Origin of the sequence: Streptomyces sp. NPDC048718 (assembly GCF_043198875.1) — a bacterium.
Lineage (GTDB): Bacteria > Actinomycetota > Actinomycetes > Streptomycetales > Streptomycetaceae > Streptomyces.
The window spans coordinates 375,991-394,173 of the sequence record NZ_JBICVG010000003.1 but is presented as its reverse complement, the minus strand read 5'-3'; the positions used below and the strand labels follow the sequence as shown (position 1 = coordinate 394,173).

Genomic DNA, 18,183 nt, shown 5'->3' with positions numbered 1-18,183 from the left:
AACAGCGATGACGGCCGGCGCGATAGGCACGGGCACGGGTGCGACGACAGGAGCGTGGAACCGCGCGGTCACGTGGGCACGCTCCGGCGGGCCGCTGCGGGCCGTCGGCCTGTGGAGCCTGACCCGGCTGCTGCTCCTGCTGTGCGTCTTCCGTGTCGTCGTGGTCCCCGGCCCCGATGTGACCAGCGACGTCGAGCAGATCTACCAGGGCTGGTACGAGGTCCTGCGGACCGGTACGTATCCCCTGGACGACATCACCTGGCAGTACCCGCCGGCCGCCGCCCTCGCGATCGTCTCCCCCGCGCTGCTGCCCTTCCTCGGCTACTCCGCCGCCTTCTTCGTCCTCTCGCTGCTGTGCGACGCCCTGGTCTTCGGGCTGCTGCTGTACACCGGCCGCCGGCCGGGGCGCTCCTCGCGCGGCGCCTGGCTGTGGCTGGCCGGGGTGCCGCTGCTCGGGCCGACCGCGTACAGCAGGTACGACCTGATGGTCACGGCGGTCGCGGTCGCCGCGCTGCTCGCGGCCCTGCGCAGCCCGGCCGTGCTCGGCGCGCTCGCCGGGTTCGGGGCGGCGCTGAAGGTCTGGCCGGCGCTGCTGCTCAGCGGCACCCCGCGCGGCCGGGCCACCCTGCGCTCGTGGGCGACGGCGGCGGGCGCGGCGGCCGGAGTGGTCGGGCTGTGCGCGCTCGCGGCGCCCGGGTCGCTGGCCTTCCTCGGTTTCCAGCGGGACCGGGGCACGGAGGTCGAGTCGCTGGGCGCGCTGGTCTTCCATGTGGCCCGCAACTTCGGCTGGCCGGGCGAGGCGCGGATGAACTACGGCTCCATGGAGTTCCTCGGCCCCGGGGTGCCCGTCGTGTCCACGGCGGCGATGGTGCTGACGATCGCCGCGTTCGGCTGGCTGCTGCTGTGGCGGCTGCGGGCCCGGCACCTCGCGGTGACGACGACGGCGGACGCGGCCTTCACGGCGGTGCTGCTGTTCGTCACCACGAGCCGGGTGATCAGCCCCCAGTACATGATCTGGCTGGTGGGGCTCGCGGCCGTGTGCCTGGCGTACCGGGCGAGCCGGATGCGCCGGCCCGCGTATCTGGTGCTGTGGGCGACGGCGGTGACCCAGTTCGAGTTCCCGGTGTGGTTCTCGCATGTCTCGCACAGCGACATCCTGGGCATCGCGCTGCTGCTCGTCCGCAACGGGCTGCTGGTGGCGGCCTCGGTGTCGGCGTGCCGGATCCTGTGGCGCCAGACGGTCACCGAGCCGCGTCTCCTGGCCGGCACGGGGGCGCGGGTCCCGGTCCAGCCGGTCCGGGTGACGGACCGCGCGCCGGAGCGGGCGCCGGAGCGCGAGGACGCCCGGGTCCCGGCCTCCGCGCGGTGAAGTGCCGGGGGCTCGGCTGGGATCAGCCGGGGCCCACCTGGTGGCTCGACCCGGGCCCCCGGGCGGAAGGCCCACCCCCGGGGCTCAGCCGAGCCGTTCGCCGAGGTACGCCCGCCAGCGCGCCGTGAACTCCTCCGGGGTGACGCCGAGCACGTCGTTCATGGCCTTCTCCACCGCGCCCGCGCGCTCCTTGCGGCTGCCCACCGCCCCGTAGAACGCGGTCAGTTCCGTCTCGCCCCACTTGTCGGCGATCATCGCGCAGGCCAGCCAGCCGCCCTCGTAGGCGCGGGCCAGCGCGCCCGCGCCGCCGCCGAAGGCGAAGTCCTTGTCGTCCGGCAGGGCGGCGGGCACCCGGCCGGCCAGCACCTCGCGGGCCAGTTCGGGGGCGGCCGCCGCCGGGGTACGGCCGGAGCCCCGGTAGGCGGCCCAGTCGGCGAAGCCCTCGGAGAGCCAGAGCGGGGTGGCGGCGGTGGTACGGGCGCGGGTGGCGACATGGGTGGTCTCGTGGGTGAGGACGAAACGCCGGCCGAACTCGCCGAGTCCCGCGTACGCCTCCGGGTTGACGATGATCCGGTCCGCGGGCGCCTTCGGGCCGCCGCCGGCCTCGCCGGTGGTGACGGCCGCGATCCCCCGGTACGCGGACGCGGGCGCGCCGAGCAGCCGGCCCATGGCGTTCGTGGACGCCGGGACGATCACCACGACCCGGCCGGCCCAGGGCGAGGGCCAGGCGCCGGAGGCGGCGGGCACGGCGGCGTCGGCCGCGGCGGCGATCTCGGCGAGCCGCTCCCGGCTCTGGCCCACGCCGAGGACCAGGCTGCGTTTCCCCGCCCGGGCGCGGACCACGCCCTGCTGCCAGAGCTGCTGCGGGGCGCCGTCGGCGGCGCGGTCGGCGGTCACGTACCAGCGGCCGCCCTGGTCGGCGAGGTCGAGGATCCGGGTGCCGGTGACGGGACCGGAGTCGTACCCCTCGACGCGGTAGCCGAGTTCGGCGCGGGCGGTGACCCGGCCCGGGCCGGTGCGCTCCACGTCGGTGAGCCGGTAGCTCCAGGCGGCGAGCGGGACGGCCGCGAGCCGTTCGAACTCGGTGCGCGCGGCGGGGACGAGGGCCGGGTCGACGGCGGCCAGATAGCCCGGCTCGTCGCGCGCGAGGAGCGCGCGGGCGCGCTGGTCGAGCAGCCGCTGGATGGCGGGACGGTCCGGGGCGGGGGGCTTGGGGGCGGCGCATCCGGCGAGCGGGAGCAGCACGGCGAGCAGCGCCGCGGCCGCGCCGCGCGCCCTGGGCCGGGTCCGGAATGTCACGCCGTCGATCGTAAGGGGTCGCAGGACCGCGGCCTCAGACGCGCGTGACGACGAGCGGCGAGATCATGTCCACCGGGTCGTAGCGGACCCTGGCGCCGGGGTGGGGCGCGTGGATGACCCGGCCGTTTCCGGCGTAGACCGCGACATGGCTGGCGTCGCCGCGGTAGGTGACGAGGTCCCCGGGCTGGGCCTGGGAGAGCGGGACCCGCCGGCCGGCGGCGCGCTGGGCGGCGGCGGTGCGGGGCAGCGAGATGCCGGCCTGCCGGAACGCCCAGACCATCAGGCCGGAGCAGTCGAAGGACGAGGGGCCGGTCGCGCCCCACACGTACGGCCGGCCGATGGCACTGCGGGCGGCGACGACCGCGGCGGCGGCGCGCGAGGAGCCGAGGTCGCCGAGCGGGGGCAGCGACTCGCCGAAGGCGTCGCGCCCGGAGCGGGAGGAGCGGTCGTAGCCGGCCCGGTCGGCGGCGGACAGCGAGCCGAGCAGCCGGCGAGCCTCGGCGAGCTTGTGCTCGACCACGCGCTTGTGCCGGGTCGCCTCGGCGCGGCTGCGGACCAGTTCGTCGAGGGCGCGGCCGGCCTCGGTGCGTTCCTGGGCCATCCGGCGCAGCTCGCCGCGCAGTTCGCCAAGGACGGTGGCCTGGCGGGCGCCGACCCGGTCGAGGACGGCGGCCCGCTGGAGATAGCTGTCCGGGTCGGCGGAGAGCAGCAGGGCCAGGGCCGGGTCGAGACCGCCGGAGCGGTACTGGGCGTCGGCGACGGCGCCGAGCGCGCCGCGCATCAGGTTGACGCGCTCCTGGCCGCGGGCGAGCCGGTCCTGGGCCTCGGAGACCGTACGGCGCAGCCGGTCGGCGCGCTCCCCGGCCCGGTTGTAGTCCTCGGTGGCCTGCTCGGCCTCCTCGTAGAGCCGGTCGACGGCGGCCCGCGGCGAGCGGGTGGCGTGGGATGCGCCGGCGTCCGGGTCGGCGTGCGCGGGAACCGCGCCGAAGGCCGCGGCCGCGGTGGCCGCTGCTGCGGTGAGGACGGTGACCTTGGTGGGTCGTCGGTGGGACGCCACGGATCGCGCTCCGATCGGCTCGGCAACTGGCGCCGCAGAGAGTAGCCGTTGCTCACCGTGCGTCCAACGAGCCTTTCGGGCACACACAGTGACGCCCCGCCGGAGATCACAGGTCACCGGCGGGGCGTCAGGTCGCTTCGCGTTTCCCTAATCCACTCGTTCGGAGGGCATGTCACCCCGTCCGAAGGGGCAGCGGGAGGCGGCGGGGGTACGTCAGATGCGCACGCCGAACTGGAACGTGCCGAGGTAGTTCATCGACTCGTAGCGGACCGACGCGCCCGGGTGCGGGGCGTGCAGCACGGTGTTGTTGCCCGCGTACAGGCCGACGTGCGAAAGGCCGTTGAAGAAGACCAGGTCGCCGGGCTTGAGCTGGCTGCGGCCGATCTTCACGCCGTCGTTCTGCTGGGTGTAGGTGACCCGGCTGAGGGTGACGCCGGCCTGACGGTAGGACCACTGGGTCAGACCCGAGCAGTCGTACGAGTTGGGGCCCTCGGCGCCGGAGACGTACGGCTTGCCGATCTGGGTGGCGGCGGCGCTGAGGGCGGCGGCGCCGCGCTGCGAGGCCGGCACCTCGTTGCCGAGGCTGACGCGCTGCTCGCTGGCGCCGCGGCTGGCGCGCTGCGTCTCTTCCTGCTGCATCTTGGCGCGCTCGGCCGCGGTCAGCGTGTTGAGCAGCTGCCGCGCCTCGGCGAGCTTGCCCTGGAACTTCTTCTTCTTGTCACCGAGGGACTTGCGGACGTCCTCGAGGTCGGCGAGCTTGCCGGCCGCCTCGGCGCGCTGCTGGGCGAGGGTGCGCTGCTTGGCCTGGATCGTCTGCAGGACGTCGGCCTGCTTGGCGCCCACCTGCTCGATCGCGGACGCCTGGTCGAGATAGGTGTCCGGGTCGGAGGAGAGGAAGAGCTGGAGCGCCGGGTCGATGCCGCCGGAGCGGTACTGGGCGCTGGCGACGGCGCCGATGCTGTCGCGCAGGGTGTTGAGCTCCTCCTGGCCGCGGGCGACCTTGTCCTGGAGTGCGGTGATCTCCTTCTGGAGCTTCCCGCGGCGCTCGTCGGCGGCGTTGTACTGCTCCGTGGCCTCCTCGGCCTCGTGGTGCAGCTTGTCGACCTTCGACTTGACCTCGTCGATCTTCGGCTTCGGGGCCGCCTGGGCTCCGGTCTGGGCGGTGAGCGCGACGGCCGCCGCGGCGGTCGCGGTGAGCACGGTCACGCGGGCGCGGCTCGGCTGTTTGGGACGACGGTGGGACGCCACGGGGGCGAGCTCCTTCTTCCTCGAGCCGCCCGACGGGTCAGCGGCAGGCGGGGACCGACGCCGTCACTCCCGATGAGTGATCAACCGTGCGTAGGTTCGAAGCCGACCCTAGTGACCATCTTGTGATCAGTTCAAATCCCAACGGACAAAATCTCGCTCTTGCGACAACTTATTTATCGACACCGCACAGGCCGTAAGGGATGGTTGACCCTGTGCCCATCAGAAAACGGTCGTACCGGTCAGAAAATGACACGCCGTCATGAGAGGCGCGAAAGCCGCTTCAGCAACAAGGCGGACGCGACCGGCCGCGCGCCCGACTTGGCGACCCCGTCGGCCACTTCGCGGTCGGTGGACACCACGACCACCGGACGGCCGGGCGGCTCCGCCCGTACCAGCTGACGGATCAGCTCGTCGGCCGTCACCCCGGGCTTGGAGAACAGCACCCGCACCCCGCGCGGCGGCGCGAGCAGCACCGGCGCGGCCAGCTCCGCCCCGTCGAAGACACAAGTGACCTCCGCCCCCGAGCGGGCCGCGAGCGCGGAGAGCCCGCCGAGCAGCCGCAGCCGCTGCTTCTCCAGCGGCATCGTCGGATAGCCGGTCTTGGTGACGTTGTAGCCGTCCACCACCAGGTGTGCCTGCGGCAGTTCGAGCAGCTGGTCCAGGAGCGCGGGATCGGTCTCGGACAGCGCGCGGGCCGCGATGTCCTTCGGCGACATCCGGCCCGGCTCCACCGCGTCCACGGTGTCCGCCGGACGCGTCGACACCGGCGGCAGGGCCAGTTCGCGGCGCAGCCCCTGGGCGGCGTCCAGCACCGTGTCCAGGAGTAGCCGCAGCCGCATGTCCTCCGTCGAGCGCCCCTCGCGAGTGGCCCGGCGGCTCGCCTCCAGGGCGGCCTCGACCTCCCCGAGCCGGGCCTTGAGGCGCCGGGACTCGCTCTCGGCCGCGGACACCTGGGCGGCGGCCTCGGTGCGCGCGGTGTCGATCTCGGCCTGGACGCGGCGCAGCGCGGCCTCGCCGCGCTTGACGTCGCTCTGCGCGCCGCGCAGCTTCCGGCGCAGCGTTTCCGTCTCCCGGCGGGAGGCCTCCAGGTCGTGGCGCAGCTGCTCGGTCTCGGTGCGGGCCCGCTCCTTCGCGGCCGCGACCTCCTCGCGCAGCCGCTCCAGTTCACGCCGGCCGGCCTCGTCGGCCCGTTCGGCGTCGGCCCGTTCGGCCTCCTCGCCGGCCGCGGCCACCAGCTTGCTCCAGCCGGCCGGGCGCAGCACATAGGCGGCCGCGGCCACGTCGACCGGGTCCGCGGCGGCGGGCGGGGAGCCGACCTCCAGGGCGCCCGCCAGCTCGGGCAGCGCCTCCCGGACCCGCTCGGCGATCCGCTGACGGAACACCGGATCGCCGGCCAGGGCGGTGGCCATCGCGTTCCCGGCGAACTTGGCCCGCCGGGGGGCGGTGAAACGGGCGTACTGGCGCAGCGGGGCGGGCAGCTCGCCGAGCGTCAGACTGCCGAAGGAGTCCGCGACCAGCGCGATCACCTTGCGCCGTACGGACTCGGGCAGCGGGCGGTCGAGCACCTCGGCGGCCTCGCCTGCCGATCCCGCCGGCGCGTCACCGTGCGCGGGCTGCTCCACGATCCCGTCACCCACTCCCTGTCGTCGCCCTCGCCGGGGCGCCTCGCCCTCGTCGGGCCGCTTCTCAGGAAGCGGCGCCCGGCCTGTCCACCAACTCGATCTGGTCCACCGCGTTGCACCAGCGGCAGCGGACCGATTCGATGGTCTCACTGACCACCTCGCGCTCCTCCACCTTCGGCTCACCTGCGAGGTCCAGATGGACGTACTCGACGACCTTCGACGAGCGGGTCACGTCGAAGCGGGTCAGATTGCCGCACAACGTGCAGCGCCAGCGGGTGTCGGCAGTCGGCTGGGGAACCGTCATCGTGCTGTCCTCTTTCCGTACGAGGCTTAACGGGCCCGCGGTGCGCCGTCGGACTGCGGGAGTGCTGCCCGTAACACTACGGCCTCACGGGTACCCCGCGTCACGGCGAGGCACTCTGTCCCGATGAGCCCCGGTACGCCATGATCTGCCCATGATCGACTGGCGGGGTACGGCCTCGGGGGTACGACGGACCGCGCGGACGCTGCGCGACGGTCCGACCGTCACCTACGGGCTCATCGCCGCCTGCGTGCTGCTCTTCGCGCTGAGCCCGGCCGGCGGTCTGAACCCCTCGTACGGCACGGGCGACACCCTGCTCGCCGCGCAGGGCGCGTACTTCCGGCACTGGGGCGTGATCCCGGACGACCTCGCCCACCTCGGCCGGCTGCGTCCCGGGGCCCTGCTCACCCCGCTCACCGCGCTGTTCGTCCACGGCAGCTGGCTGCATCTGCTCGGGAACATGCTGTTCCTGTACGTGTTCGGCGCGATGGCGGAGAAGCGGATGGGGCCGCTCGAATTCGGCCTGTTCTACCTGGTCTGCGGATATCTGGCGCTGTACGGCTACGCGCTGGCGCACGCGGACAGCGGGCAGACCCTGGTGGGGGCGTCGGGGGCGATCTCGGGGGTGCTCGGGGCCTTCCTCCATCTGTTTCCGCGCTCCCGGGTGACCAGTCTCTTCCCGTTCCTCTTCTTTCTGCCGCTGCGTTTCCCGGCGTGGGTCGTGCTCGTCTTCTGGTTCGCCATCCAGTGGCTGGCGGCGCGGACGGCGGAGGCGGGGCCGGGGGTCGCGTATCTGGCCCATGTCATCGGCTTCGCGCTGGGCTTCCTCTACGCGTGGGTCCGCTTCGGCGGAAAAGGAAGGGTTCGCGCGGCGCTCGCCTCGAAGAAGGGCGGCGGGGACAGGCGGGCTAGAGTGACACCACCAGCCGCGGCCACCGAGGGAGAAAGCCAGCCGTGATCACCGCGATCGTGCTCATCAAGACCAGCGTGGACCGCATCCCGGAGATCGCCGAGGAGATCGCGTCGGTCGACTGCGTCACCGAGGTCTTCTCCGTCACCGGGACGTACGACCTGATCGCCATGGTCCGGGTGGGGCGGCACGACGATCTGGCCGATGTGATCCCCGGCCGGATCTCCAAGATCCAGGGCGTCGAGGGCACCGACACCCATGTCGCCTTCCGCGCCTACTCGCAGCACGACCTGGACGCGGCCTTCGCCATCGGTCTGGAGTCCTGACCCGGGCTGTTCCGACCCGGCCCAGGCCTTTTGCGACCCGGTTCCTTCATACGCGGCATGAAGCCGGCCTCACCCCCGTGGGAGGCCGGCTTCACCCGTCCAGGGGATCCGACGGGTGGTCGGGCTCCCCGGTTTCGGCCGGAGCGTCAGTCCCGGTCCGGGCCGCGGCGGACCAGTTCCCGTACCGCGCCGAGGAACCGCTCCACATGCTCGTCCGGGGTGCCCGCCCCGAAACTCACCCGGACCGCGGCGAGCGCGGAGGCGGATCCGGGGGCGCCGCACTCCCCCGGCTCGGCCGGGTCGCCGCCGAGCAGGACGCGCACCAGCGGGTGGGCGCAGAACAGTCCGTCGCGCACCCCGATGCCGTACCCGGCGGAGAGCGCGGCGGCGAACCGGGAGCTGTCCCAGCCCTCGACGACGAAGGAGAGCACCCCGACCCTCGGGTGGTCGTCACCGAAGAGGGAGAGCACCCGCACCTCGGGCACCTCGGCGAGGCCCGCGCGGAGCGTGGCGATCAGCCGGCGCTCACGGGCGACGAGCCGGTCGAAGCCGGCCTCGGTCAGCGCCCGGCAGGCGGACGCGATGGCGTAGGCGCCGATGACATTGGGCGAACCGGCCTCGTGCCGGGCGGCGGTGGTGTGCCACTGGACGTCCACTCCCCCGTCGGCCCGGCGGGCCACCGTACGGGAGGCGCCGCCGCCCGCCAGATAGGGCTCGGCCTCCTGGAGCCAGTCGGCCCGGCCCGCGAGCACGCCGGAGCCGAAGGGCGCGTACAGCTTGTGCCCGGAGAAGGCGACCCAGTCGACGCCCAGGTCCCGTACGGAGACGGGGTGATGGGGGGCGAGCTGGGCGGCGTCGAGGACGATACGGGCGCCGTGCGCGTGGGCGGCGGCGGCCAGTTCGCGCACCGGCCACAGCTCGCCGGTCACATTGGACGCCCCGGTCACACAGACCAGCGCCGGCCCGTGCGGCTCCCGGTCGGCCAGTGCCCGCTCCAGGGTGGTGACGGCCTCGGCGGGATCGCGGGGCGCGTCGAGGACGGTGCGGCGGGCATCGCCCCAGGGCAGCAGCGCCGCGTGGTGCTCGGTCTCGAAGACGAAGACCTCGCAGCCGGCAGGCAGCGCGCGGGCCAGCAGGGCCAGCGAGTCGGTGGTGGAGCGGGTGAAGACGACCTGGTCGCCGGGGCGGCAGTCGAGGAAGCGGGCGATCTCGGCACGGCTGTTCTCGAAGAGGTCGGTGGACAGCTGGGAGAGATGTCCGGCGCCCCGGTGGACGCTGCCGTAGTACGGGGCGTACGCGGCGACGTCGTCCCACACCCGCTGGAGGGCCGGGGCGCTGGCCGCGTAGTCGAGCGCGGCATAGGTGATCTCGCCGCCGTCGGCGAGCGGGACGGTGACGTCGCGGCCGAGGACGGGCAGCGGGGCGTCGCCGCCGCGGCAGGGGTCGGCGGAGGAATCGGCCGGGGCGCAGGCGGTGGAGTCGGCGGCCGGGGCGGGGGCGGTGGAGTCGAGGACGGCGGCGTTCGGGTACGCGGACATGACGGTGTCTCCCGGGAGGAAAAGGGCGCGCGAAGGCGTACGCGGACATGCGCGGACGTACGAGGGCCCAAGCGAAGGCCCGTGCGACGGCTCGTGTGGCGAGGGCGCGCGAAAGGGGCGCCGCGCACGGGTGCTGACGGAGGGGGAGGGGCCGAGAAGGCGGGAAACCGCCCGGCCCTAACGCATTCGCTGGCTCACGAGACACCGCTCCCTGGAGGACCAAGGACCCCGGGTGGTGCTCAGGGGTCCGCGCTTGCCGTCGGCTGCTGCACGTACGGCCTGGTCTTCACCCGGGGCACCCCGCCACGGACGGAGGGTTGCCGGACAGCCAGCCGGGGCTTTGTCGCTGTCACTCATGACCTGCCGGAAAACCTATGCCGTCGGCTCGGGACGACGCAACCCCGTCCCGGAATCCGGAACGGGGTCGCGCAGGTGTTCTGTTCGGAGCGGCTCGGGGACGCTCGGGAACGCTCAGGCGTGGCTGGCGGCGACCCACCGCTCCAGGGCGCGCCGGGCGGCCCCCGAGTCGATGGACTCGGCGGCCCGGTCCATGCCGGCCCGCAGCCGCTCCGTCAGGGTGCCCTCGCCCGGCTCCACGGCGACCAGGGCGGCCGCCGAGTTGAGCAGGACCGTGTCCCGCACCGGACCGGTCTCGCCGGCCAGGACCCGGCGGGCGACCTCGGCGTTGTACGTGGCGTCCGCGCCGCGCAGCGCCTCCAGCGGCACCAGGTCGATGCCGACGTCGCGCGGGTCGAAGCGCTCCTCGGTGACCGTGCCCCCGGCCACCACCCACACCCGGGAGGTGGCGGTGGTGGTCAGTTCGTCCAGTCCGTCGTCGCCCCGGAAGACCAGCGCGGAGTTGCCGCGTTCGGCGAGCACCCCGGCCACGATGGGCGCCATCCGGGGGTCGGCGACGCCGACCGCCTGGGCGCGTACCTGGGCCGGGTTGGTCAGCGGGCCCAGCACGTTGAAGGTGGTGCGGATGCCGAGCTGGCCTCGGGCGGCGGCGACATGGCGCAGCGAGGGGTGGAACTTCACCGCGAAGCACATGGTGATGCCGGCTTCCTCGGCGACCTCGGCGACCCGGCGCGGCGTCAGGTTCAGATTGACGCCGAGCTTCTCCAGGACGTCGGAGGAGCCGGAGGCGGAGGACGCGGCCCGGTTGCCGTGCTTGACGACCTTGACCCCGGTGCCGGCCACGACGATCGACGACATGGTGGAGATGTTGACCGTCTTGGCGCCGTCGCCGCCGGTGCCGACGATGTCGACGGCCGGGCCGGGCACCTCGATGACGTTGGCGTGCGCGTACATCGTGCGGACGAGACCGCTGATCTCCGCGACCGTCTCGCCCTTGGCCCGCAGCGCCACCATAAATCCGGCGATCTGCGCGTCGGTCGCCTCGCCGCGCATGATGAGGTCCATCGCCCAGGCCGTGTCGTCGGCGGACAGGTCGTGGCCGTCGAGCAGGCCGTTCAGGAGGACGGGCCAGGAGCGGCCCGCCGCGATGTCGCCTCCAGCGGGTTGCACAGCGCTCATGGTCGCTCCTGTGTGTACGTACGAATGGGACCGGTGGCCCGGCCGGTCTCCACCCTATCGATCCCCGGGTACGGCAAAGAGCCCCGTCCATCGAATGGACGGGGCTCTCACCGTGGCGACCTCGGGTCCGGAGCTTTACGCCCCGGGGGTCGGGAGTCCTACGGGATCAGTGGTGGCCGTGGCCGCTCTCGATCTCCTTGAACTCCTCGGCGGTGGGCTTGGCGATCTGGTTGTCCCCACCGTAGTAACCCCGGTTGAGCTTGACCCGGAGCTTCTCCATGCGGCCGACCTTGCGCTCCACACCGTTCTCGTCGACGGCCGGCGGCAGCGCGGCGGCGTCGTACTGCTCGTGGGCGGTGAGCTTGTAGCGCTCGCCCTGGCTGAGCGGCTGGTGCACCTCGACGAACTCACCGTGCGGCAGGCGCTTGATGATGCCGGACTCGCGTCCGTGCAGCACCTTGTCCTTGTCCCGGCGCTGCAGGCCGAGGCAGATCCGCTTGGTGATAACGAAGGCGATGACCGGTCCGAGGAAGAAGAAGATCCGGACGAACCAGGTGATCGCGTTGATCGACAGGTGGAAGTGGGTGGCCCAGAGGTCGTTTCCACCACCGACCAGCATGACCATGTACGCGGTGATCCACGCGACACCGAAGGCGGTGCGCGTCGGCGCGTTGCGCGGGCGCTGCGAGATGTGGTGCTCGCGCTTGTCGCCGGTGATCCAGGACTCGATGAACGGGTAGACACCGATCACACCGAGGACGACCGGGAAGATCGCCAGCGGGATCATCACACCGAGGACCAGCGTGTGGCCCCACAGGTTGATCTCCCAGCCCGGCATGACACGGATCAGACCCTCGGCGAAGCCCATGTACCAGTCGGGCTGGGCGCCGGTGGACACCTGGTCCGGGCGGTACGGGCCGATGCCCCAGATCGGGTTGATCGAGGCGACGGCCGCGACGACCGCGATCACACCGAAGACCAGGAAGAAGAATCCTCCGGCCTTGGCCATGTAGACCGGCATCAGCGGCATGCCGACGACGTTCTTGTTCGTCCGGCCGGGGCCCTCGAAGTGCGTGTGCTTGTGGACGAACACCAGGATGAGGTGAGCGACCACCAGGCCGAGCATGATGCCCGGGAGCAGCAGCACGTGCGCCGAGTAGAACCGGGCGACGAAGTCGCCGCCGGGGAACTCGCCGCCGAACAGGAACATCGACAGGTACGTACCGACGATCGGCACCGACAGGATGGCGCCCTGCATGAAGCGGACACCGGTGCCGGAGAGCAGGTCGTCCGGGAGCGAGTAACCGGTGAAACCGGTGAACATGCCCAGGAAGAACAGCAGGAAGCCGAACAGCCAGTTGATCTCACGCGGCTTGCGGAAAGCACCCGTGAAGAACACGCGCATCATGTGCACGAACATGCCGGCGAGGAAGATCAGCGCCGCCCAGTGGTGGATCTGCCGGATCAGCAGACCACCGCGCACCTCGAACGAGATGTGCATGGTCGAGTTGAACGCCTCGGACATCAGCTGTCCCTGAAGCGGGACGTACGGTCCGGTGTACTCCACCTCGTTCATCGACGGGTGGAAGAACATCGTCAGATAGACGCCCGTCAGGATGATGATGAGGAAGCTGTAGAGGCAGACCTCGCCCAGCATGAAGGACCAGTGGTCCGGGAAGATCTTCCGCAGGTTGGCCTTGGCCAGCGAGTAGATCCCCAGGCGGCCGTCGGCCCAGTCGGCGACCCGCTCACCACGGGAGGCCGGCTTCTTCTGCGTATCAGTCACGGTACTCATCCGCGCTCCCAGAATGCAGGACCGACGGGCTCTTCGAAGTCGCCGAGCGCTTCGAGGTAACCCTTGTCGTTCACGCCGATCCGCAGCTGCGGCAGGGCGTGGCCGGCCGGGCCGAAGATGACGCGCGCGCCGTCGGACAGGTCGAAGGTGGACTGGTGGCACGGGCAGAGCACGTGGTGCGTCTGCTGCTCGTACAGGGAGATCGGGCAGCCGACGTGGGTGCAGATCTTGGAGAACGCGACGATGCCCTCGTGCGACCACTCGAGCTCGTTCTTGTCCTTGATGTCCTCCGGCTGGATCCGGACGATCATCAGGGCGGCCTTGGCGATCTCGGTCTGGAAGTGCTCGTCGTGGACCGTCAGGCCCTCGGGCATCGCGAACGTCAGCGAACCGACGGCGACGTCCTCGGGACGCAGCGGCTCGTTGGTGTTCATGTTGATGAGCTGCTTGCCCTTGGCCCACAGCGTGCTGCGGAGCTTCTTCTCGGGCAGCGGACCCATGTCGCGCAGCAGGACGATGCCGGACAGCGGCACCATCGCGAGCGCTCCGAAGAGCGTGTTGCGGATGAGCTTGCGACGGCCGAAGCCGGACTCGGCGGCACCGGCCGCGAAGTCCGCCATGACCTTGGCCTTGACGTCCGGAGTCGCCTCGATCGGGTGACGCTCGTCGGCGACCTCGACGTCGGACATCAGGGTGCGGGCCCAGTGGACCGCGCCCGCGCCGATGAAGAAGAGCGCCGCGCCGAGGGTCAGACCCAGGGCGAAGTTGAGCGCGGACACCCGGCCGAACGGCCAGATGTAGACGATCTGGTCGACCGGGAAGATCACGTAGGACGCGATGAACCCGATCGTGGCCAGCATCGACAGCGTGAACAGGAAGGCGACCGCACGCTCGGACCGCTTGGCGGCCCGCTCGTCGATGTCCTGGATACGCGGCTTGTGGGGCGGAAGGCCCGGGTCGGCGAACGGGTCGTCGGCGACCTTCACCGCGCCGTGCGCGGTGTCCTGCGCGGTCGGCAGGTTCTCTTCAGGATTCTCTTGGGTACTCATGACTTCTTGGCCTTAGCGGTGTGGGCCGCGACCCAGATGGCAACTGCGATCAGTGCGCCCAGGCCGAAGATCCAAGCGAACAGACCCTCGCTGACGGGGCCGAGGCCACCGAGCTTGAGACCACCCGGGTTGTCGGCTTCGTCACTGTTGACAGCCTGGACGTAGGAGATGATGTCCCTCTTCTGCTGCTCCGGCATGGTGGTGTCGGGGAAGGAGGGCATGTTCTGCGGGCCGGTCTGCATGGCCTCGTAGAGGTGCTTCGGGTCCACGCCGTCGAGGGTGGGGGCGTACTTGCCGTGCGTCAGCGCGCCACCCTCACCGGTGAAGTTGTGGCACTGGGCACAGTTGGTACGGAACAGCTCGCCACCGCGGGCGACGTCCGCACCCTCGGGGCTGTACTGCCCCTTGGTCGGCGTGATCGGGCCGGCGCCGAGAGACGCCACGTACGCCGCGAGCTGATCGATCTCAGCCTGCGTGTAGATGACCTTCTTCCTCGGAACCTGGGCGCCCGGCTGCTGCGCGGGCATACGGCCGGTGCCGACCTGGAAGTCCACCGCCGCCGAGCCCACGCCCACGAGCTGCGGACCGTCAGAGGTGCCCTGACCGCCGGTTCCGTGGCAGCTGGCACAGCCGACGGCGTAGAGCTTCTTGCCCTCCTCGATGGCGAGGGACTGGGCGGTTTCATCGGCCTTGGCCGTGCCCGCGGGCGCGAACGCGGCGTACAGCCCCCCAGTTGCCGCCAGCGCGAGAAGTAGGACGACGACCGCCGCCAGCGGATGGCGTCGTCGTGCGGAGAGCTTTTTCACGGATTACCCCGGTGTCAGGATCTTCTGCGTCGATGCTTGCTGGATGATTCGCTCCACCTTGGGGTGGAGCCCGATTACTTGATCAAGTAGATCGTGGCGAAGAGGCCGATCCAGACGACATCGACGAAGTGCCAGTAGTAGGACACGACGATGGCGGCGGTTGCCTGCTCGTGAGTGAACCTCTTGGCGGCGTACGTCCGGCCGAGGACCAGCAGGAAGGCGATGAGACCGCCCGTCACGTGCAGGCCGTGGAAGCCGGTGGTCAGGTAGAACACCGTGCCGTACGGGTCGGAGGAGAGCGAGAGCCCATCCTTCTTCACCAGGTCGGTGTACTCGAAGACCTGACCGCCAATGAAGATCGCGCCCATCACGAACGTGAGGATGAACCACGCCCGGAGCTTCTTCACATCACCGCGCTCGGCAGCGAAGACGCCGAGCTGACAGGTGAGAGAGGAGAGCACCAGGATCGCGGTGTTCGTCCCGGAGAACGGGAGGTTCAGCGCATGCGCCTTTTCCGCCCAGAACTCGGGACCCATCACGGATCGCAGGGTGAAGTACATCGCGAAGAGGGCCGCGAAGAACATCAGCTCGGAACTCAGCCAGATGATGGTTCCGACGCTGGTGAGGTTCGGTCGATTGACCGACGGGTGCGCGTGCCCGGTATCTACTGTCGTTACTGTCGCCACGCCGACATTATGTCGGTCCCTTATCCCGCCCTCACTCCGGGGGGTGCCGTTCGGAGTGTCCGAGGCCTGTGTCCAGCCCGAACGGCCCATCGGAGCGGGCCTCCACCACCCTTCGAACGGGTGTTGAACGGCTGTTGACGCGGGGTGGTCCGGAGTAGCATCCCGCGCAACGACCGACCACCTTCACGGAGGAACGATGCAGTCGAGCACCACGGTTCTGGTCTACAGCGACGACGCGAACACCCGCGCCCAGGTGCGCCTCGCGGCCGGGCGCAGGCCCGCCGCCGATGTTCCCCCGGTCGAGTTCGTGGAGTGCGCGACGCTGCCCGCCGTCCTGGCGGCGCTCGACGCGGGCGGCATCGACGTGTGCGTCCTGGACGGCGAGGCGGTGCCGGCCGGCGGGATGGGCGTGTGCCGCCAGATCAAGGACGAGGTCTACCGCTGCCCGCCGGTCCTGGTCCTCATCGGACGCCCGCAGGACGCCTGGCTGGCCACGTGGAGCCGCGCGGACGCGGCAATCACCCATCCGGTGGAGCCGGTCGAGCTCGCCCAGTCCCTGGCGGCCCTCCTGCGCACCCGCCTGGCGGCGGTGGCGGCGTACTGACCGGGCGCCGCGGGGCGGGTCATCGCACCTGAGTGCGAGCCCGCCCCGCCACCTCGCACTCATGCGGGCTCATCCGGCACCGCGAGTGCGGGCCGCCCGGGTGGGTGCGGCGCTGGGGCTGGGCCCGCCCGTAGGCGAGACGGCTGGTGCGCGGCCCGTACGGGCGCGAGGCGGCTACGGGTGAGCGCATGTTGTTTGCGCAGCGTTGGCCTTTTTTGTGCCTCGGTTCGCCTCCGGGGTGCTGGAGTCGGACTCACAGCACCGATCGTGCTCGGCCCACTCGTTCCTCGCGGGCCTGTGCGCGTTCGGCACTGTTCCCCCGACGCACCCCTTCGGCTCACTCGGCCGTACGCGGCGACCTGCGGTCAGGCGTGACGGCAGGGAAGCGGCCCGCACTCACAGGGACAGAGACCCGCATGTAGGCGTGACGGCAGGTGCCTGGCCCGCACGTGCGCGAGGCGGCTACGGGTGAGCGCATGTTGTTTGCGCAGCGTTGGCCTTTTTTGTGCCTCGGTTCGCCTCCGGGGTGCTGGAGTCGGACTCACAGCACCGATCGTGCTCGGCCCACTCGTTCCTCGCGGGCCTGTGCGCGTTCGGCACTGTTCCCCCGACGCACCCCTTCGGCTCACTCGGCCATAGGCCGGCCCGGTAGCTCTGACCTCGTCAGGTGCGCGGCCCGCACTCGCGGTGCCTCCGGGGCGGGCCCGCACGAGTGCGAGGCGGCAGGGAAAATCAGATGGAGGGGCGCAAGCGGGCCTTCGCGTCCGCCGTCGCGTTCGGGTCCGTGCCGTCCTTCACGAGGGCGCTGCCCTTGCGCCACTCGTCCCACTCCATGTTCCAGTCCCCGTAGCCGTTGCCGAAGGTGTCCATGGTGTCGCCGTAGCTGTTGACGACGGTGACGAGGTCGCCGGGGGTGATGTTCTCGTAGAACCAGGCGGCGTTGCCGGTGGACATGCCGACGCAGCCGTGGCTGACGTTGGCGGCGCCCTGGGAGCCGACGGACCAGGGGGCGGCGTGGACGTATTCGCCGCTCCAGGTCACTCGGGTGGCCCAGTAGACGGGCAGGTCGTAGGAGTCGGAGGTGCCTTCGGAGATGCCGATGCTGGTGCCGCGCATGCGGACGAAGTACTCCTTGCCGAGGACCACCTTGATCCCGTTTCGGGTGGAGTAGCCCGGTTTTCCGGTGGTCACCGGAATGGTGTTGATCACTTCTCCGTTGACTTTGAACGTCAGGGAGTGGTCGCTCGCGTCCGTGATGGCCTCGACGCGGTCGCCGGTGGTGATCTTCAGAGGGTGCGAGGCGCCGCCGTAGAGCTTGTCGCCGATCTTCAGGCCGTCGAGGTTGCCGGTGACGGTGATGGTCGCGTCGTTCGGCCAGTACTCCTTGGGGCGGTAGTGGAGTTCCTTGTCGTCGATCCAGTACCAGGAGCCGGTCACGGCGGGCACGGAGCGGACCTTGAGGGCCTGTTCGACGATCGCGCGGGACGCCTTGTCCTTCACCGGGAGGCTCAGTTCGGCGGTGATCGGCTGTCCGACGCCGTACTTGCCCTCCTCCGGGCCGAACGTGGCGGTGAGGGCCCGTTTGGCCGCCGCCGTCTCGTACGTCAGCGTACGGGCCCCTGGAGCGCCTTCCTCGTCCTCGGTGGCCACCTTGACGGTGTAGCGGGCTCCGGCCGACAGGGAGCCCGTGGAACGCCATTTGCGGCCGTCCGCGGTGAGTTCGCCGGCCAGGTGGTGCCCGGTCTCGTCGACGGCGCTGACGTCGGTGATGCGGCCCTCGTCGCCCTTGGAGCTGATCTCCAGGGGTTTGTCCGGGTCGGCCTTCCTCTTGCCCGTCGGCGCGTTGTAGGAGATCTGGGCGGCCGCGTCGTAGGGCCGTGCCGCCGACGGGCGGTCCGCGGAGCCGGCACACGCGGTGGCGGCCGCGGTGACGGCGAGGACCAGCAGGGTGCAGCTCCGGGCAGTCCGGGCGCGCGGCATGTCGTTCATGGGCTCACGGTAGGAACAATCCCCCGGGGTGGCGCGCCGGATGACGCA

General features: G+C 71.3%; 16 protein-coding genes and 1 riboswitch. Of the genes, 4 read left to right on the top strand and 12 right to left on the bottom strand.

Features of this window, described 5'->3' with window-relative positions:
• The first annotated feature begins 7 nt into the window (after positions 1-7).
• A complete protein-coding gene (locus ACGFRB_RS07400; protein ID WP_393240185.1) occupies positions 8-1,369 on the top strand; it encodes a glycosyltransferase 87 family protein in 1,362 nt (453 codons plus the stop codon).
• 84 nt (positions 1,370-1,453) lie between these two features.
• Here the strand turns inward: ACGFRB_RS07400 and ACGFRB_RS07395 are convergent, their stop codons facing one another.
• The 5 genes from ACGFRB_RS07395 to ACGFRB_RS07375 form a co-directional block, all read right to left on the bottom strand.
• Positions 1,454-2,677, bottom strand: coding sequence for a hypothetical protein (locus ACGFRB_RS07395; RefSeq protein ID WP_393240591.1), 1,224 nt, complete (start codon positions 2,675-2,677; stop codon positions 1,454-1,456).
• 25 nt (positions 2,678-2,702) lie between these two features.
• A complete protein-coding gene (locus ACGFRB_RS07390) occupies positions 2,703-3,725 on the bottom strand; it encodes an NlpC/P60 family protein (protein ID WP_393240182.1) in 1,023 nt (340 codons plus the stop codon).
• Between the two features lie 213 nt (positions 3,726-3,938).
• Complete coding sequence (locus ACGFRB_RS07385) at positions 3,939-4,973, bottom strand: NlpC/P60 family protein (protein WP_363011591.1); 1,035 nt, start codon at positions 4,971-4,973, stop codon at positions 3,939-3,941.
• A 257-nt stretch (positions 4,974-5,230) separates the two neighbouring features.
• A complete protein-coding gene (locus ACGFRB_RS07380; protein ID WP_393240177.1) occupies positions 5,231-6,595 on the bottom strand; it encodes an NYN domain-containing protein in 1,365 nt (454 codons plus the stop codon).
• Between the two features lie 64 nt (positions 6,596-6,659).
• A complete protein-coding gene (locus ACGFRB_RS07375) occupies positions 6,660-6,899 on the bottom strand; it encodes a hypothetical protein (RefSeq protein ID WP_361228191.1) in 240 nt (79 codons plus the stop codon).
• A gap of 151 nt (positions 6,900-7,050) precedes the next feature.
• On the opposite strand from ACGFRB_RS07375, the gene ACGFRB_RS07370 reads away from it, so the two are divergent.
• Positions 7,051-7,854 (top strand): rhomboid family intramembrane serine protease, encoded by an 804-nt coding sequence (locus tag ACGFRB_RS07370; protein WP_393240174.1) that lies wholly within the window; start codon positions 7,051-7,053, stop codon positions 7,852-7,854.
• Complete coding sequence (locus ACGFRB_RS07365) at positions 7,851-8,132, top strand: Lrp/AsnC family transcriptional regulator (protein WP_359875118.1); 282 nt, start codon at positions 7,851-7,853, stop codon at positions 8,130-8,132. Before ACGFRB_RS07370 ends, ACGFRB_RS07365 begins: the two co-directional genes overlap by 4 nt.
• A gap of 146 nt (positions 8,133-8,278) precedes the next feature.
• Here the strand turns inward: ACGFRB_RS07365 and ACGFRB_RS07360 are convergent, their stop codons facing one another.
• The 6 genes from ACGFRB_RS07360 to ACGFRB_RS07335 all read right to left on the bottom strand — a co-directional run bounded on the left by ACGFRB_RS07360 (position 8,279) and on the right by ACGFRB_RS07335 (position 15,542).
• Complete coding sequence (locus tag ACGFRB_RS07360) at positions 8,279-9,670, bottom strand: aminotransferase class V-fold PLP-dependent enzyme (protein WP_393240171.1); 1,392 nt, start codon at positions 9,668-9,670, stop codon at positions 8,279-8,281.
• A gap of 244 nt (positions 9,671-9,914) precedes the next feature.
• Positions 9,915-10,031, bottom strand: a riboswitch (SAM riboswitch).
• A 110-nt stretch (positions 10,032-10,141) separates the two neighbouring features.
• Positions 10,142-11,206, bottom strand: a complete 1,065-nt coding sequence (gene trpD, locus ACGFRB_RS07355) for an anthranilate phosphoribosyltransferase (RefSeq protein ID WP_363011599.1) — start codon at positions 11,204-11,206, stop codon at positions 10,142-10,144.
• A 166-nt stretch (positions 11,207-11,372) separates the two neighbouring features.
• Positions 11,373-13,001, bottom strand: a complete 1,629-nt coding sequence (locus ACGFRB_RS07350) for a cytochrome bc complex cytochrome b subunit (protein ID WP_361228176.1) — start codon at positions 12,999-13,001, stop codon at positions 11,373-11,375.
• Positions 12,998-14,050, bottom strand: coding sequence for a Rieske 2Fe-2S domain-containing protein (locus ACGFRB_RS07345; protein WP_361228173.1), 1,053 nt, complete (start codon positions 14,048-14,050; stop codon positions 12,998-13,000). Before ACGFRB_RS07345 ends, ACGFRB_RS07350 begins: the two co-directional genes overlap by 4 nt.
• Positions 14,047-14,856: a c-type cytochrome gene (locus ACGFRB_RS07340; protein ID WP_363011604.1), complete on the bottom strand. Its 810-nt coding sequence runs from the start codon at positions 14,854-14,856 to the stop codon at positions 14,047-14,049. The genes ACGFRB_RS07345 and ACGFRB_RS07340 overlap by 4 nt, the downstream gene beginning before the upstream one ends.
• Before the next feature lie 74 nt (positions 14,857-14,930).
• A complete protein-coding gene (locus ACGFRB_RS07335; RefSeq protein WP_363011606.1) occupies positions 14,931-15,542 on the bottom strand; it encodes a heme-copper oxidase subunit III in 612 nt (203 codons plus the stop codon).
• A 196-nt stretch (positions 15,543-15,738) separates the two neighbouring features.
• Between ACGFRB_RS07335 and ACGFRB_RS07330 the strand changes: the two genes are divergently transcribed.
• A complete protein-coding gene (locus ACGFRB_RS07330; protein WP_363011608.1) occupies positions 15,739-16,146 on the top strand; it encodes a hypothetical protein in 408 nt (135 codons plus the stop codon).
• 732 nt (positions 16,147-16,878) lie between these two features.
• Here the strand turns inward: ACGFRB_RS07330 and ACGFRB_RS07325 are convergent.
• Positions 16,879-18,135 carry an Ig-like domain-containing protein gene (locus ACGFRB_RS07325; RefSeq protein WP_393240165.1) on the bottom strand — a complete coding sequence of 419 codons (1,257 nt, stop codon included), beginning with the start codon at positions 18,133-18,135 and terminating at the stop codon, positions 16,879-16,881.
• Positions 18,136-18,183 lie beyond the last annotated feature (48 nt).

Excerpts from the sequence above, each read along its gene's own strand:
- ACGFRB_RS07400 (WP_393240185.1), top strand. The coding sequence starts at position 8 with ATGACGGCCGGCGCGATAGGCACGGGCACGGGTGCGACGACAGGAGCG.
- ACGFRB_RS07375 (WP_361228191.1), bottom strand. The coding sequence starts at position 6,899 with ATGACGGTTCCCCAGCCGACTGCCGACACCCGCTGGCGCTGCACGTTG.
- ACGFRB_RS07370 (WP_393240174.1), top strand. The coding sequence starts at position 7,051 with ATGATCGACTGGCGGGGTACGGCCTCGGGGGTACGACGGACCGCGCGG.
- ACGFRB_RS07360 (WP_393240171.1), bottom strand. The coding sequence starts at position 9,670 with ATGTCCGCGTACCCGAACGCCGCCGTCCTCGACTCCACCGCCCCCGCC.
- trpD (WP_363011599.1), bottom strand. The coding sequence starts at position 11,206 with ATGAGCGCTGTGCAACCCGCTGGAGGCGACATCGCGGCGGGCCGCTCC.
- ACGFRB_RS07350 (WP_361228176.1), bottom strand. The coding sequence starts at position 13,001 with ATGAGTACCGTGACTGATACGCAGAAGAAGCCGGCCTCCCGTGGTGAG.
- ACGFRB_RS07345 (WP_361228173.1), bottom strand. The coding sequence starts at position 14,050 with ATGAGTACCCAAGAGAATCCTGAAGAGAACCTGCCGACCGCGCAGGAC.
- ACGFRB_RS07330 (WP_363011608.1), top strand. The coding sequence starts at position 15,739 with ATGCAGTCGAGCACCACGGTTCTGGTCTACAGCGACGACGCGAACACC.
- ACGFRB_RS07325 (WP_393240165.1), bottom strand. The coding sequence starts at position 18,135 with ATGAACGACATGCCGCGCGCCCGGACTGCCCGGAGCTGCACCCTGCTG.